This window comes from Haloarcula sp. CBA1122, from assembly GCF_009741785.1.
Lineage (GTDB): Archaea > Halobacteriota > Halobacteria > Halobacteriales > Haloarculaceae > Haloarcula > Haloarcula hispanica.
Window position 1 is genome coordinate 58,527 of sequence record NZ_WPCB01000006.1, and the last position, 14,500, is coordinate 73,026.

The 14,500-nt window shown below is 60.7% G+C and carries 14 protein-coding genes; all 14 read right to left on the reverse strand.

Annotated elements, in window-relative coordinates; genetic code table 11:
* Window positions 1-200 precede the first annotated feature (200 nt).
* Window positions 201-1,949, reverse strand: a complete 1,749-nt coding sequence (flaJ, locus tag GJ630_RS03960; protein ID WP_191449420.1) for an archaellar assembly protein FlaJ — start codon at window positions 1,947-1,949, stop codon at window positions 201-203.
* 2 nt (window positions 1,950-1,951) lie between these two features.
* Entirely contained in the window at window positions 1,952-3,625 is a 1,674-nt protein-coding gene (locus GJ630_RS03965; RefSeq protein ID WP_023843417.1) for a type II/IV secretion system ATPase subunit, read from the reverse strand.
* Window positions 3,626-3,639: 14 nt separating this feature from the next.
* A complete protein-coding gene (locus GJ630_RS03970) occupies window positions 3,640-4,401 on the reverse strand; it encodes an ATPase domain-containing protein (RefSeq protein ID WP_014041333.1) in 762 nt (253 codons plus the stop codon).
* On the reverse strand, window positions 4,398-4,850 hold the full coding sequence (locus tag GJ630_RS03975; RefSeq protein ID WP_014041334.1) for a CARDB domain-containing protein: 453 nt from the start codon (window positions 4,848-4,850) through the stop codon (window positions 4,398-4,400). Before GJ630_RS03975 ends, GJ630_RS03970 begins: the two co-directional genes overlap by 4 nt.
* Before the next feature lies 1 nt (window position 4,851).
* Entirely contained in the window at window positions 4,852-5,289 is a 438-nt protein-coding gene (locus GJ630_RS03980) for a flagellar protein F (RefSeq protein WP_014041335.1), read from the reverse strand.
* Window positions 5,273-7,000 carry a FlaD/FlaE family flagellar protein gene (locus GJ630_RS03985; RefSeq protein WP_191449421.1) on the reverse strand — a complete coding sequence of 576 codons (1,728 nt, stop codon included), beginning with the start codon at window positions 6,998-7,000 and terminating at the stop codon, window positions 5,273-5,275. The genes GJ630_RS03980 and GJ630_RS03985 overlap by 17 nt, the downstream gene beginning before the upstream one ends.
* A 241-nt stretch (window positions 7,001-7,241) precedes the next feature.
* Window positions 7,242-7,763, reverse strand: a complete 522-nt coding sequence (locus GJ630_RS03990) for a chemotaxis protein CheD (RefSeq protein ID WP_014041337.1) — start codon at window positions 7,761-7,763, stop codon at window positions 7,242-7,244.
* Entirely contained in the window at window positions 7,763-8,980 is a 1,218-nt protein-coding gene (locus GJ630_RS03995; RefSeq protein ID WP_014041338.1) for a chemotaxis protein CheC, read from the reverse strand. Before GJ630_RS03995 ends, GJ630_RS03990 begins: the two co-directional genes overlap by 1 nt.
* On the reverse strand, window positions 8,981-9,340 hold the full coding sequence (gene cheY, locus GJ630_RS04000; protein WP_004515265.1) for a chemotaxis protein CheY: 360 nt from the start codon (window positions 9,338-9,340) through the stop codon (window positions 8,981-8,983). It abuts the gene before it with no gap.
* Window positions 9,341-9,426: 86 nt separating this feature from the next.
* Window positions 9,427-11,454, reverse strand: coding sequence for a hypothetical protein (locus GJ630_RS04005; protein ID WP_191449422.1), 2,028 nt, complete (start codon window positions 11,452-11,454; stop codon window positions 9,427-9,429).
* Window positions 11,451-11,933 carry a hypothetical protein gene (locus tag GJ630_RS04010; RefSeq protein ID WP_064288699.1) on the reverse strand — a complete coding sequence of 161 codons (483 nt, stop codon included), beginning with the start codon at window positions 11,931-11,933 and terminating at the stop codon, window positions 11,451-11,453. Before GJ630_RS04010 ends, GJ630_RS04005 begins: the two co-directional genes overlap by 4 nt.
* Before the next feature lie 129 nt (window positions 11,934-12,062).
* Window positions 12,063-12,638, reverse strand: a complete 576-nt coding sequence (locus tag GJ630_RS04015; RefSeq protein ID WP_014041342.1) for a hypothetical protein — start codon at window positions 12,636-12,638, stop codon at window positions 12,063-12,065.
* A 90-nt stretch (window positions 12,639-12,728) separates the two neighbouring features.
* Window positions 12,729-13,355, reverse strand: a complete 627-nt coding sequence (locus tag GJ630_RS04020) for an archaellin/type IV pilin N-terminal domain-containing protein (protein ID WP_191449423.1) — start codon at window positions 13,353-13,355, stop codon at window positions 12,729-12,731.
* 331 nt (window positions 13,356-13,686) lie between these two features.
* Window positions 13,687-14,310: an archaellin/type IV pilin N-terminal domain-containing protein gene (locus GJ630_RS04025; RefSeq protein ID WP_191449424.1), complete on the reverse strand. Its 624-nt coding sequence runs from the start codon at window positions 14,308-14,310 to the stop codon at window positions 13,687-13,689.
* Window positions 14,311-14,500: the final 190 nt, after the last annotated feature.

Consider the following 14,500-nt stretch of genomic DNA (forward strand, 5'->3'; position numbering starts at 1 on the left):
CCCTGCGTGGCGCGACCCGGGGAAGGGCAGGTTTGCCGGCGGTTGTAGCGCTGTTACTGTACCGCGAACGGAGCGAGCGGTTTCACTCCGAGCGCGGCCGCAGGCCGCGACTCGGAGGTTGTTTTTAGCGTAGATTTTTACTGCAGGGGGTTCCCGCAGCGCCGCAGGCGCGAGGAAACCCCCTGCAGTAAAAAGGTACTTCAGATTGCGAGGAACTGCGACACCAGCCACTTCGTGAACGTCCCAGTAATAGCACCGATCCACGAGAGCACCACGAAATGCATGTACGTGTTGGCGTTGTGGCCGCCATCGACAGTCCGAATCATCAACGACGACAGCATCGCGCCGAACATGATAATGATGATCAGCAGGAACTCGATGAGCGGGATGTTGTAGACGCTAGTGTTGATAAGCGAGGCAGCGTCGAGCCGGCTCCCGGTGCTCAGGTTGAGCGACATATCAGCGAGGATGTTGACGACCTGCAGGCCGATGAAGAAGGCGAAGGTCGACGCGGCGGTCATCCCGTAGAGGAGGCCCACAAGCGTCGTTGCCGCCTGCTTGCGCTTCTGGCGGAGTTGCAGCACCTGATTCATGTTCTCGGAGATAAGCTCGCCCAGTTGCTTTGGCGATCCACCCATCTCGCGGCCGATGAGGTACATCTCGGAGAAGGTCTGGATGAGATAGGAGCGACAGTCGGCGGTAAAAAAGCGCCAGGCAGAGGTCGGCTCGATCCGCATATTCAGTCGTTTGTAGAGATTATCGATGTTGGGCGAGAGCGCGCCGAAGTCCTTCTTGCGGAGGGTACGAAGCACCGCACCGGTCGTCGACTGCTTCGCGCCCTCGGTCGCCCCGAGCGCACGGATGAAGTTCGGGAACTCGGAGTCCCGGTCCTTGATGCGCTGTTCTTCCTGTCGGAAGGCGATGCCGGGGATGAGCATCGGCGTGATCGGCGCGGCGGCGTACAGCGGCAGCGGCACCTCGTCGAACATGAAAAAGAGGTCGTTCAGCGTGATCGGCGAGATGCCGAGCATCCCCCCAAGCGTGATGAACACGAGCAGCATCGACAGTCCCACGCCGGCGACCATCGATTTGTTGAGTTTGGACTCGATCGGCGACGGGTAGTCGACCGGGTGGAACCACACCGGGTCGTAGGGGGCCATCGAGCGGATGGCGAGGTAGAAGCCGGTCTGGACGAACACGAACATCACGATGACGGCGCTGACGGTCATCGTCGGGTTCGTTCCGGTCAGCACCGGCAGGACGACGGCGAACACCAGCGCGAACGTCATCGACAGAATCATCGAGAGGTAGAGGTCCTTCATGACTTCCAGGCTGTCGAGCGAGCTCTTGTACACCGTCGAGTAGTGCTGGATGATCTGCTCCTGTTCAGTCAGGAGGTAATCGTCGAGTCCCTGTCCGGCCCCGAGCGTGTACGCGAGGCGGTCGAAGAAGTCCGAAACTGCGCGGCTCGGGACCTGTTTGGCCCGGCGACGGCAGGCGTCGTCGAGACTCAGGTTCCAGGTGTCGACTAGCTGGACGATGCGGTGCATCTCCATCGCGAGTTCGCCGTACTCGTCTTCCTCGGCCAGCGTTCGGAACACTTCCATGCGGTCGATTTTCGTCGTCGCGAGCACGGTCATGTGCGTGATAAGCAGGTGAAACCGGTTGTTGAGTTCGCGTTTGCGCTGGCTCAGGAGGATCTTTGGGTAGAAAATCGCCGACGCCATCACCAGAAATCCAAGCAGGGGAATCGGTGCTCGGACCGCAAGGGGTTGATCCAGCAGCAAGGCGACGACCGTCGAAATAACGAAAAAGGCGACGGCTGGTAGCAGGATGAGGAAGAGATACCGCTCCAGCGGGATCGTCATCTGGCGGTAGGACTCCACGAGCGACTGGATCGTCTCGGATATCGTCAGGTCGAGTCCGCTTTCGGCTTCGCCCTGTGCCATCGTTAGTCAGGCCTGGCGATGTTGAACGGAATCCCTTCGACGCCGTCACGCTGGAAGTCCGAGATGAAGTCGTTGACTTCGTGATACCCCAGAATCCCCTCCTGGATGGCCCGCTCGATCATGTCAGCACGGAACTGGAGGTCGTCGTAGATGTCACGCGTGTCCTCGTACCCCAGGAGGGTCGCGATCTGCTCTTCGAGGACGAAGGAGTTGTTCATCCCCTGGAAGATGATCTCGTCCTCGACGGGGTCCCAGTTGAACACCTGCCGGGTGACGACACCGTCCATCTCCTTCGAGTACCCCTCGATCTCCTGAACGCTCGTCACGCGGCGCAGGACCTGATCGCCCTGCTTGACGCGGTTCTGGAACAGCGCCACGTCGGCCACGTCCATGAACGTCTCGGGGACGTTGATCGGTTCGCCGGTGAAGCGCTGAATCATCGAGACGATGTCGCTCGCGTGGAAGGTCAGCATCACCGGGTGGCCGGTCTGGGCGGCCTGGAACGCCATCCGTCCTTCCTCACCACGAACCTCCCCGACGATGATGTAGTCGGGGCGGGAACGCAGTGCAGCGGCGACGAGGTCGAACATGTCGATACTGGTCCCCTCGTCTTCGCCCTCACGAGTGAGGAGTTGCTGCCAGGTGTTGTGCGGGGGCAGCACCTCGGCGGTGTCCTCCGCGGTGTAGATCTTCGCGTCGTCGGGGATGAACGAGGTGATGGCGTTCAGCGTCGTCGTCTTCCCGGACGCCGTCTCCCCGACCACGAACACCGTCTGTTCGTTCTCCAGACAGAGCCAGAGATACGCGGCCAGTTGCGGCGACAGCGTCATCCACTTGGTAATCTGGAAAATCGAGAGCGGAACGTCGTCGCCCTGACGGATGGTGAGCGACGGGCCTTTGAGGCTCACGTCGTCGGAGTAGATAAGGTTCAGACGCGACCCGTCCGGCAGCGTCGAGTCGACGATAGGGTCCGAGTCAGAGACCGGGTCACCCATCCGTTCGCCCATGTTGCGGAGCCACTGGTCGAAGGCCTCCTCGCTCTGCCACTCGACAGTGGTTTCGAGCATCCCGTAGACCCCGTGGTCGACGTGACATTCGCTGCGGCCGATAACGTGAATGTCCTCGTTGGCCGGGTCGCGCATGACCGGTTCGAGCGGGCCGAGGCCGACGATGTCGCGGTTCAGCCGGTAGAGGATGTTCTCGTAGGTCTCCTGTGTGACCTCGACGCTGTTCACGTCGGTCAGGTTCGACAGGCGCGTGAGGACGCCGCTGTCGCTGTCTTCGTCTCGGACTTTGGTGGTTTCCTGCAGGAGTTCCTCGATACGGTCGTCGAACTGGGCCTCGTTTTCGGGCGCGGGCTTGTTGACGCTGCGCTGGAGCAGACGGTTCCGGACCTTTCCGAAGACGGCCCGCTCGTCCTCGTCGAGTTCCGGCTCGATGGCGTAGTACTTCATGTCCTGGCCCACGTCGCCGTAGATATGACAGAAGATGGGGCCGCCGACCGGGTAGAGCACGTTCGGCCGGTTCGTCTCGTACTCGTCGTCGGCCTCGTCGATGAGCATTGGGAACTCACCGGTGATCTGCTTGAACTTCTTCAGGTGGTCCCGCAGGTGGGGCCGCCGCGCTGCCATCTGCCGAAGTTCGTCCGACGGTTTCGCACGTCCGTGGTCTGTCATATCTTATATCACCTCTAGGCGACGCTGCGCGATTCGATGACGATGCCGGTTCCCGAGCGGACCGAGAACCCGATGGTGTCACCGACCTGTTCGCCCATGCCGGCGAATCGGAGGACGTTGATCTGCCGGCGCACGTCGTTGCCGACCTCGATCATCTCCAGTTCGATGAACACGTCGGCGATGGCCCGGAACGGACCGATAGCCTCCTCGTCCAGCGTCGACGGGTCGACGGTGAGCATGATGCATTTGCCCTGTGAGATGACGTCCCGGAAGTAGGAGATGACCTCCAGTGCGGCCTGTCGTTCCTCGTTTTGCCGAACGAGGGCTTCGAACTTGGGGTCGTTCCGGAGGATGGCGTCGAACGTGTCGATGACGACGACGTCGGCGTCCCACATCACTTCAGCCTCCATCAGCCGCTTGAGGAGTTCCTTCCGCTCGGACTGTTCGTCACCGCCGGTGAGCGCGTTCGACTCGCCGATGTCGGCGTGCAGGAACAGCACGTCCTCGTCGAGGATGTGGTCGACCATGTCATACGACAGCGAGTGCATCTGGTCGAGGAAGCTCCCGACGGTGAGTTCCGTCGAGAGGTAGGTCACTTCGTGGCCCTCCTCACAAAGGCCGTAGGTGAACCGCTGGCTCATGGCGGATTTGCCGGCCCCGTAGTCACCCTCGACGAGGATGATACTGCCGGGCGGGATACCGCCGCCCAGTTCCTTGTTCAGTCGGTCGTGATCGTCCAGTCCGAGCGAGAATAGGTCAGTACTTGCGATACTCATGTGTTGAACTCGAACACCTCCTCGTCGCCGTTGACAATCAGCTTGAGGCGGTGGTCGCCACCGTCAAGGTTGCCGTTGATGTCGATGCGAACGACTTCACCGGGCCGCCAGCTGTTACCGCCGTCCGGCTCCAGCGTCACCGTGTAGTCACTGGTGAAGGCCCCATCGACGAACACATCTATCTGCCCGGGGACTGGCGCTAACGTCTCTGAGCCGGTGTTTTTGACGTGAATCGTGATTGTGTTTGCGCCGTTATCATAGATGGTGTTGCTGCCGCTGTCGGAGATGATTTCGACATCGGTCCGAACGTCGCTACTCACGTCCAGCCCCTGTTCCGAGACAGCGTTGCTCAGCTCGCCGATACTGCTCGTAAAGACGCCGGCCACGCTCGCGGCGATAGCCATCGACGCGATGAACAGGATCAGGTGAGAGACGGAAACGCTCGCCATGTTAGCTCACCACCATCGTTTCGGCGATGCCGTTCTCGGTGACGACTTTCACCCGGTCGGGTTGACTACTGAGTGAGGTGACGGTAATCTCTAACCGCTCCTGTGACGCCCAGATATCCGTCGAGGGGTCGGTGTCAACGGTCGTGTCATAGCCCGCCTGATAGTCGTTGTCGACCAGCAGGTCGGTTGCTTCGACCGACAGCGTCTCGGAGCCGGTGTTGTCGACGGTCACGACGAGATTCTCGCTGCCGCTCGCGTTCCATGTCGCCGAGACAAGCGAGATGTCGGTGTTTTGCTGGTCGAGCAGCTGGTCTCGCTGGTCCTCGCGAGCGTCGTTGACGCGCTCGAAGCTGTTCGCGGTCGCGGAGTAGAACATTCCGAAGCCGATGAACGCGGCCACGAAGATGACGGCTGCCGAGCCGCTAACGCTGAATCCCATCGGAACCACCTCCACCGACCAGTTTCGAGAGCGCAACGGCGTCAGCCCCGCTGTCACTGTCAAGCTGCGAGATGTAGTGCAGGCTCTCCGTGTGGTGGTCGATAGACAGCCCATCCCCGGTGTCGTTCACGTCGTTGAAGCCGCGGAGGTACTCCTTGAGCTGGTCCGCGACCGACTCGTCGATCCAGTCGATAGTCTCGTAGTAGTCGATAGCGCGAGCCGTCTCACGGTAGCCCGAGTGCTGGACCAGGAACTCGAGCCACTCGACGATGATGAGGTCCGCCGCGAACCCTTCCGGCATCGTCGCCAGGTACGGTTTCCCGTCGTCGTCCGCATCTGCGGCCGAGCTGTCGTCTACCGTTGATTCATCGCCGCTGCCGGCGGCTGCCGTGTCCGTTTGCGTGGCGGTCGGCTCTGGCTCGGGCTCCGGTTCCGGCTCGGGCTCGGGCTCCGGTTCCGGTTCCGGCTCGGGCTCGGGCTCCGGTTCCACGGCTGGCTCGGGTTCCGGTTCCACGGCTGGCTCGGGTTCCGGCTCTGGCTCCGGTTCCGGTTCGGCTTCCGTAGCCGCCTCGGCCTCGTCACTCCCGTCGTCCTCGATGACCTCGTCGAAGAGGTCGTCGTCTTCCAGCCCGCCCATATCGTCGTCCGAATCCTCCTCGCCCAGCATATCGTCCTCCTCGCCCAGCAGGTCGTCATCGCCTTCGCCGAGCAGGTCATCGTCGTCGTCCGCTTCTTCCTCGGGTTCCTCGCCCTCGGCCCACTCGGCGTCGCCGGACTCGTACTCGTCTTTGAGCTCTGCGAACGATTTGCCGCCGTCGCCGTCGTCGCTGTCCTCGTCCATACTCTCCCCGTCGTCCATGCTCATCCCATCGTCCATGCTCATCCCATCGTCCATGCTCATGTCGTCCTCCGTGTCGTCGAAGTCGTCGAACTCCTCGTCGAACGACCCGCCGTCGTCCTCGAAGTCGCCCATGTCGTCGCCACCGTCGTCGGGGAACATGTCGTCGACACCGCCGTCGTCCATCGACATGTCGCCGCCAGTGTCCTCCGTCAGGTCTTCGTCGAAAAAGCCCTCTGCGTCGGCGTTGGCGACGTCGTCGTCGATGTCCTCCTCTGTATCGTCGCTCCCGTCGTCGTCGAACAGGCCGAAAGAGCCGCCGCCTTCGCCCATGCCGCCCATACCGCCGTCGACGTCGTCGGCGAAGGGGTTGACGCCACGGGTGACCATCTCGTAGATATCGAGCAGCTTCCGGACGTTCTCCTCGGTCTCTTCGACGGACTCGGAGATGCTCTCGTTTTCTGTCCGAACCGTGTTGACCGTCGAAGAGAGGCTACCGACCTCGTTTTCCAGTTCGTCGAGACGGTGTTCCAGTTCGTCGGTGTCGGGTCCGCTCGCGTCTTCCATGTCGCCGAACTCGTCGTCACCGAACCCACCCATGTCGTCGCCACCGTCGTCGAGCCCACCCAGACCGCCGAGGTCGTCGCCGCCACCGCCGTCGTCAGCCATCAGACCGCCGCCGTCGGCCATCTCGCCGCCACCGCCGTCCTCGCTCGCATCCCCGCTCTCGTCGTCCGACAGGATCGAATCGAACATATTCTTGATGCTCATACCGACCAGCCCGCCGGTCAGCAAGACAAAGAGGGCGGGTGCCAGTCCAACCAGTTCCGGTGAGACGGCTGGAGCCAGCGGCACGAGAGCGAGACTACTCATCTCTTGTATCTCATGCTGTTTCTACTCTTGAATATTCCCCTTAGCGTATCATATTTGATAATAATACCCCATTTTCCCGGCTCAGATACAGTAAATTAACTATTCAAGTACTAGCCCATTACATTTCAGATTAATTTCGGACGGAAGATCGGGGAACAGAGTGTGTCAGTGCGCCCCCGGCAGACGAACGGCAGTCACCCGTCTGACGTCCGGAGTCGCGCACGAGTCCTGCTCGCAGACGTCACAGCGTTATCGAATCCGTGTTCGCGCTTTTGACGATGAAATTGCCGGTGTCCGCTTCTAGTTTGACGGACCGGCCGTGGTCGCCACCCAGGTCTTCGCCGACAACGGGAACGCCGTGTGCATCCAGCGTCTCGCGCACCTTCTTGGCGTTTCGCGAACCGATAGAGGAGCCGTTCTCGGAGAAGTCGAGCATATCGCTCCCGCCGGCGATTTTGGCCTCCATCGCCTCCGTCGACGCCCCGGCATCCGCCATGGCCTCGATGAGCACTTCGATGCCCGTGTCCGCGAACTTCGCATGGTTGCCGCCGTCGATATCAGCCGCCGACGGAAGCATGACGTGAACGAGCCCGGCCACCGTGTTACGGGTGTCGTATACCGCGATACCGATACAGGAGCCCAGCCCGCTCGTGGTCAGCACAGCCGGCTCTGTGGTCACTTTGTACTCCGCGATGCCGACTTTGATGCGCTCGGGCGTACTTTGTTCGGGACTCTCTGTTTGGCTACCATCGTATACTTTCATTATTTGAATATCTGTTCGACGTCCGCGCCCGTCTCGGTCGCCCGCTCGACATCGAGGTCGTCGAGGGCGGCGCGTAACTCTTTCTCGTTGGGCAGGGCGTGAATCTCAGCCTGGAACTCGATGTCGTCGGTCCGCATCTGGGAGTCGATGATGAACGCGTGCTCCTGATACTGTCCGACCTGCGCCGCCAGCGGGTCCATAATCGCCCGCCCCATGTCGTGCACGACCCGCGGCGGCGTGTGCTCGACTGACGTCTGGAGGACGTTCGCCCAGCCGTCGACGAACCCGCTCGTCATGATGTTCCCCAGTTCCTCGATGGCGGCCTTGTGCTGGTCGGTTAGCTCGTCGCTGTCCATCTCGATGGGCATCATCGCCTCTGCGACGTTGATCGCGGAGACCTCGTCGAACAGCACCATGAGGTAGCCACTGGGCGTCCCGGTGAACTCGACGACCGTCCCGACGAACGTGTCCGTGCCGATCTGCTTTGGCACGTCCTCGATGGGGGCGAAACTGATCTGAGTCACCTCCGACTCGGTCGGGATGCCGGTCATCATCTCGACGTTGTCAGCGGCTTTCTGGGTGCCGCTAGTCGTCATCTCGTTGAACGTCTGGAGCTTGTCGATGGGGATGGCGTCGCCGTCCGTGTCGACGTGGTCCATCATCATCTCCGTGAGCGCTTCGTACTCAGGGAGCATGTAGATGTAGAAGTTCACCGACTCGTCGATCCATTCGATCTCCGATTTGAACACGAACACCTGCTGGTGGTCGCCGTTCTCGGGTGCATCGGGAAGCACGTCACCGCCGGACTCCTCGATGTACTCCGGCGGCGAGTGATCGATGGTCGCACCGACGTAGTCGGCCCAACCGTCGATGAAACCGCTCATCATGATGTTGCCGATCTCCTCGATGCCACTCCTGGCCATCGCCTCGTCGTCGCTGCTACCGGGCATCATCTCCTCGGTGATCGTGCCGGCGCTGTCTACGTCGAAGGCAAGAACGGTATCGCCCTCCAGAACGCCATCGAAAGAGAACTGGACGCCGACGAAGTCACGGCCGGCCAGTTCCTCGCCGACATCTGCTCTGTCGAGCAGCGTTATCTTGGTTACGTCGACGACGGCATCGATGCCCGTCATCTGGCCCATCGACTGCGTGGCCTGTTCGGCCCCCTCGTGAGCGAGTTGGTTGAACGTACCGAGCGACTGAATATCGACGTTCATCTATGAGGGGACGACGTCCTCGATGGCCTCCATCACACTGGGTTTCTGGAACGGCTTGGTGATGTATCCGTCAGCCCCCGCTTTCACTGCCTCCTTCATTTTCTCTTCCTGGCCGACACTTGTACACATGATGACGTTCGCATCGGGATTGGAAGATTTGATCTCGTCCGTGGCCTCGATGCCATCCCGGATGGGCATCACGATGTCCATCATCACCAGGTCTGGCCCTTCTTCTTTGAACACTTCGACAGCTTCGACACCGTTCTCGACCTCCCCAACAATCTCGTGGTCTTCTTCGAGAATCTCGCGGAGGAGGTTACGCATAAACTCTGAATCGTCGGCGATCAGTACGTCTGGCATGCCTATCAAGCCTACATATCGTGATGAGTTAGATAAAGGTGTCCCGTAAATTATCGCGTGTGATATCGGTGGGTCCCGAAACCCAGTTACACCGCGGGGAGATGCGGTGTGAGAACGCGAATGAAATCGAGCGCGAAGGGGCCATACTGGAAGTACACGAGCCCCGAGAGGAGGAGGTACGCTGTCGTCAGCCCCGCCGGGAGCGCCAGACCCAGTGCGACTACTCTGGACGGGACGCGGTCGGGAACGAGTGTGCGGCCCAGTACAGTCCCAGCACAGACACCAGCACCACCGAGATTGAGGAGTGCGTGGAACTGTACCGCTTCCCCGAGCGCCAGATCAAGTCCGGCAACGACGCCGAGTCCGATGAGGAGACCACCAATTGTACTCGCAGCGTACCCGCCGGCGAGCCACCGCTTCGCGTCGCTGACGGTTTCGTGGACCGCCGGAATCCGAACGACGCCGTACATGATCAGCGGGACCGTCGGCAGCAGATATCGAACAGTGAGCTGTGTGTGCAGTGGCAGGCGGCTCAGATAGACGAGCGTGAACACAGTTGCGAGGGTCGCAACGAGCATATCGGTCTGGGTTCGGGGGGAATAGTACGACGGACGGACATTCCACTGCCGCATCCGCTGAACAGCTGACCGGACTAGAACCACGGGGAGTGCCGCGACCGCGCCGAAAAGCGGGACGGCCTCGACCATCGTGAGTTCGATCGCCTCGTAGGAGTTCGGGGTGTAGTTGATCTGTGGCGCGGAGCCGCTCCGCAGGAAAATCTGTGACAGTCGCTCGGGCGTAGCCAGGACGTCGAGACCACGGCTGACCGCATCCGAAACGAACACCATCGCGGGGGCCGCAGGTCCCATGATCCGGTCGAACAGGCCGAGAATCGGTGTTATGATCGGCGTTCCGGTATCACTGTCCGCCCCTGTGGAATCACTGCCACCACTAGACCCGCCATCACTCCCGTCGGAACCCCCGCCAGTCCCACCGTCCGTTCCGGCACCCTCAGTGCCGCCAGTGCCGCTACCGCCACCGGTTCCGGCATCGCCGCCGGTCTCAGGTGTGAATTCGACGTTCGCACCCCCGACGGCGGAGAGCAACCGCGGCGGTTTGACCGGGTTACCAGAGATAAGGAAGTTCGTCACGAGCATCGGGAGCGAGCCGAGGAAGAGCGCGAGGGCGGCAACGGCCAGATGGAGAAGCGAGTTTCGCCTTGCAGTGACAAGGTCTACGAGAGCCAGCGTCACCACGAGGAAAAAGCCCTCGAAGGCGTGGGTCCAGGTTACTAGACCAGCGGCGATGTACGCGCCGGCACGAAAACCCAGCCCGAGCCGAAATTCGGCGTCGGCATACGCAACTCGGCTCCGAGCGAACAGATACACCGTCGTCAGTGTCAATAGCCCTACCAGAACGTGCCGTTTCGGAAGCGAAGCCCAGAACCCGACAGACGAGGCGATACCGATTGCGACACCAGCCGCCAGGGCGACTGAGCGGTCGTGCCAGATTCCGACGAGGCGGTAGAGGACGACGCTGGTCGTCGCTGCTGCGAGCATCGTCGATATCTGGAACGCGGCTATTGGGAGCGAAGTGTCCGGGAGGGCTGTCGCTGTCAGCGCACCGATCAGAAACAGGACCGCAACCAGACCGCTACCGACCCACAGAGTTGTGCGCTTGGTGATACTGGTGTGGCGCTGTCCGAGCACGCTGACGTGAGCCACGAAGACGAGCGCAGTGCCCGACCAGAGTCCAAGGAGCAGTAGCCGGGGTGTAATGAGCACGGACAGCGCTTGCAACGCCCAGACCAGCGGGACAGCCAGAAGTATCTGGCCGTAGTTGCGTCCGTAAAGCCTGCCGCCGGCCTCGTGCAGACCCGGTTGCGCGCCGAGTGTCAGGGAGTACGGCGTCTCTACGATGTGGAGGTGCCCGTTCGAGACAGCGACGAGGGCGTTGGCAGTGGTGTACGTGTCGGTGACGAAAATGCCAACGCGCCAGTAGAGTCCGAACGTCACGAGCAGGCCGAGCCAGAGGACATAGCCGTAGCGGTCACCGAAGATTGCCGTTCCGACCTGGCGACAGCGGCCAGTGAGCCGTTCGATGTCTCGAATCATTGCTCCACCTGCACTGTCACGTTTTCAGCAACGATTGTCTCAGCGGTTTCGAAGCTCTGGACCCGAAGCAGGACGGTTCCCCTGTACACGTCCCGCTCCAGTGACGACGGCGTGACCGCTCTGTCACCGGGTGCGAGCCGGTACGTCCCGGACTGACCGTCCGAAAGGACCTGTTCGTCTTCGAGGGAGATGTCGAGCGCAGGGACTGCGACCTGATACAGCAGTCTCGGACGCCCCGTCACGGAGTCGACGGACACGCTGGCATCGGGCACTCTGAGATACACGACGTTCGTGCCGAATCGGCCGTCCGTGAACCGTAATTCCGACGTCGGCAGTTGGACGGAACTGACAGTCGCCGTCCCGTCGCCGATAGTCGTCGGCTGTGGCCTGACAGCGTCGACGCCGACGAGCGGTCCCGTCACGACGAGCGTTACCAGAACGAACAGGGCAACGGCCGTCGGCGGATGGCGCGGGACCATTATCTACCCTACACACTGCCGTGCCCGGATTTAAATCCCTCGTCGGTTGGGCAGGTTGCTGCCCCTGTTCATCGCGATAGCTGCTCGATTGCAGGTGGTCGTTGTGGAAATGACCTACAGCGGCCCGTCTCAGAGTTCGGCACCGTCGGCGGCCTCGACGGCTTCCAAGAGATCAGCGATAGAATCGTCCGGCGTCAGTTGCGTCGACCGGACGAGCTGTTTGATGACTGCCGGCGGATAGCGAACCGGCACGTTCGATTCCGACAGCAGAATACCCAGCACTTCTTCGACCGGTGTCGACCCGTCCATCTGGCGACCGTACCAGAGCATGAAGCTCTCGAAAACAGTGACAATGTCGTTGGAAGCGAGCTGCTGCTGGTCGACGTCGCCGTCGAACTTCGCGGTCACGTCGAAGCCGTATCTGGCGTTCGAGTCGGCCATCTGTTCGGCAAGCCACTCGTGGACGTTCGCATCGGAGAACTCGGGAGTCGACGGCTCCGGGTCCGGTGCAGGAGACGGCGGGGATTCAGACGCCGAATCCGATGAGACGTGGTTCCCGTAGGAGTCGTCAGTGCGGACGTCCGACGAAACGACGTAGCGGCCCTCGTCGATTTCAGTGACGTGCTCGTCGTCGGCGATATCGAGCTCTTCGGGCGAGAGTACCTTGCCCTCCTCTGGATTCGGTTCGTCTGACCGCCGAGCCATAGGTACTAGTGTGTGAGGCTATCGTATAACTCCGTCGCTGGTCAGGGTGGACGAAAAGAGAACTACGTCGAACCGAAAGGATAACCGAATTTAGAGGCTGACTGCGGAGTTACCAGACAGAGTCTCCGGGACGACCAGCCGAGCGGTCGTCGTGCCACCGGACTGAGTGTTCAGGCGAACCGTCGCCGTCTCACCCTCACCGAGGCCATCACCGGTGCCGCTTCCGCGGATCAGCTCGGCGCTGAAGACGATCGTCGCGCGGTCAGACGGATCGTTCAGGACCTGGCTCCCTGAAATCGAGTCGTCGTCGTCCTGCACATCAGCGACAGCGAAGGAAGACCCGTCGGGGTCCGGGATGTCACTGTAGCCAGACGAGGTGAGGTCGTACGAGCCAGTAGTGTCGACCCACTGGGCGATCGTACTACCGATGTCGATGTTGCCCGCACCGGGTGCCTTCTTCACGGTCAGCTTGACCGTGTCGATCGTGTTGCTTGAAGAATCGATGTCTTCACCGACGGCGTTGACGAGCTGCAGTCGGTTCGTCACTTGGTCACTGCTCTGTTGTCCGGTTTCCTCGGCGCTGCTCTGGAGGAAGCCGGCCGTGTTGATCAGGACGCCCGCAGCGATTGCCGCCACCAGCACCATCGCGATGAACACGATCAGGGTGCCGATACCGACCTGCCCGCGGTCGTCGTCGTTCGTTAGTTCCGTTAGCATTGTTGATCCGGGTCTGTCTGACCCTATCTGTTGACTCTTTTCATGGGTAATAATACCTCCTCTCAAATTATACGTCTTGATAACCAAGTCACTGATCGTCGTAAGCAACAGTCTCAGCGGCCAAAGCAGATATTTGTCCGAGAATAGACGGAGCGCTGAATTCTATCTCTGAGAGCAGTAGTCAACAAAAACGTCTGGCCGTGTGAGGACTCCTAAATGACCGTTACGTGTCGGAGCCAGTAGTGTGCCGCAAGCTAACCGGTGGAAAGCACGCAGAAGGCAGAAATAAGCTACGAGTATATCAGCAATTGAAACTGAAAGATATGACGCCTTAGAGGGTGACTGCGGAGTTACCAGACAGAGTCTCCGGGACGACCAACCGAGCGGTCGTCGTGCCGCCGGACTGGGTGTTCAGACGAACCGTCGCCGTCTCACCCTCACCGAGGCCGTCATCAGCAGCGCCGCCGCGGATCTCTTCGGCGCTGAAGATGATCGTCGCGCGGTCAGACGGGTCGTTCAGAACCTGACTTCCCGAAATCGATCCGTCATCGTCCTGGACGTCAGCGACGGAGAACTCGCTCGCGCCCGGGTCACCGTCGTAGGTTCCTTCGTAGGTGAGGTCGTACGAGCCACTGGAGTCGACCCACTGGGCGATCGTACTGCCGAGATCAATGTTCCCTGCACCAGGTGCCTTCTTCACCGTCAGCTTGACCGTGTTGATTGTACTGCTGGATGACTGAATGTCTTCACCGACGGCGTTGACGAGCTGCAGTCGGTTCGTCACTTGGTCACTGCTCTGTTGGCCGGTCTCCTCCGCACTGCTCTGGAGGAAGCCAGCCGTGTTAATCAGGACGCCCGCAGCGATTGCCGCCACCAGCACCATCGCGATGAACACGATCAGGGTGCCGATACCGACCTGCCCGCGGTCGTCGTCGTTCGTTAGTTCCGTTAGCATTGTTAATCCGGGTCTGTCTGACCCTATCCAACCGTTCTTTTCGTCAGTAATAATACCTCCCCCCAAATTATATTACTTGATAATAGGGTCCTGAGGGGCTGTGGAGGTTTTTACCAGAAGAATACATATAATTAGGTCTGAAGAAGATAACTGAGCTACGTCGCCTCTAAGAATCAGATTTAATTGCTTC

Coding starts and splice junctions, on each gene's coding strand:
- flaJ (WP_191449420.1), bottom strand. CDS start 1,949: ATGGCACAGGGCGAAGCCGAAAGCGGACTCGACCTGACGATATCCGAG.
- GJ630_RS03965 (WP_023843417.1), bottom strand. CDS start 3,625: ATGACAGACCACGGACGTGCGAAACCGTCGGACGAACTTCGGCAGATG.
- GJ630_RS03970 (WP_014041333.1), bottom strand. CDS start 4,401: ATGAGTATCGCAAGTACTGACCTATTCTCGCTCGGACTGGACGATCAC.
- GJ630_RS03975 (WP_014041334.1), bottom strand. CDS start 4,850: ATGGCGAGCGTTTCCGTCTCTCACCTGATCCTGTTCATCGCGTCGATG.
- GJ630_RS03980 (WP_014041335.1), bottom strand. CDS start 5,289: ATGGGATTCAGCGTTAGCGGCTCGGCAGCCGTCATCTTCGTGGCCGCG.
- GJ630_RS03985 (WP_191449421.1), bottom strand. CDS start 7,000: ATGAGTAGTCTCGCTCTCGTGCCGCTGGCTCCAGCCGTCTCACCGGAA.
- GJ630_RS03990 (WP_014041337.1), bottom strand. CDS start 7,763: ATGAAAGTATACGATGGTAGCCAAACAGAGAGTCCCGAACAAAGTACG.
- GJ630_RS03995 (WP_014041338.1), bottom strand. CDS start 8,980: ATGAACGTCGATATTCAGTCGCTCGGTACGTTCAACCAACTCGCTCAC.
- cheY (WP_004515265.1), bottom strand. CDS start 9,340: ATGCCAGACGTACTGATCGCCGACGATTCAGAGTTTATGCGTAACCTC.
- GJ630_RS04005 (WP_191449422.1), bottom strand. CDS start 11,454: ATGATTCGAGACATCGAACGGCTCACTGGCCGCTGTCGCCAGGTCGGA.
- GJ630_RS04010 (WP_064288699.1), bottom strand. CDS start 11,933: ATGGTCCCGCGCCATCCGCCGACGGCCGTTGCCCTGTTCGTTCTGGTA.
- GJ630_RS04015 (WP_014041342.1), bottom strand. CDS start 12,638: ATGGCTCGGCGGTCAGACGAACCGAATCCAGAGGAGGGCAAGGTACTC.
- GJ630_RS04020 (WP_191449423.1), bottom strand. CDS start 13,355: ATGCTAACGGAACTAACGAACGACGACGACCGCGGGCAGGTCGGTATC.
- GJ630_RS04025 (WP_191449424.1), bottom strand. CDS start 14,310: ATGCTAACGGAACTAACGAACGACGACGACCGCGGGCAGGTCGGTATC.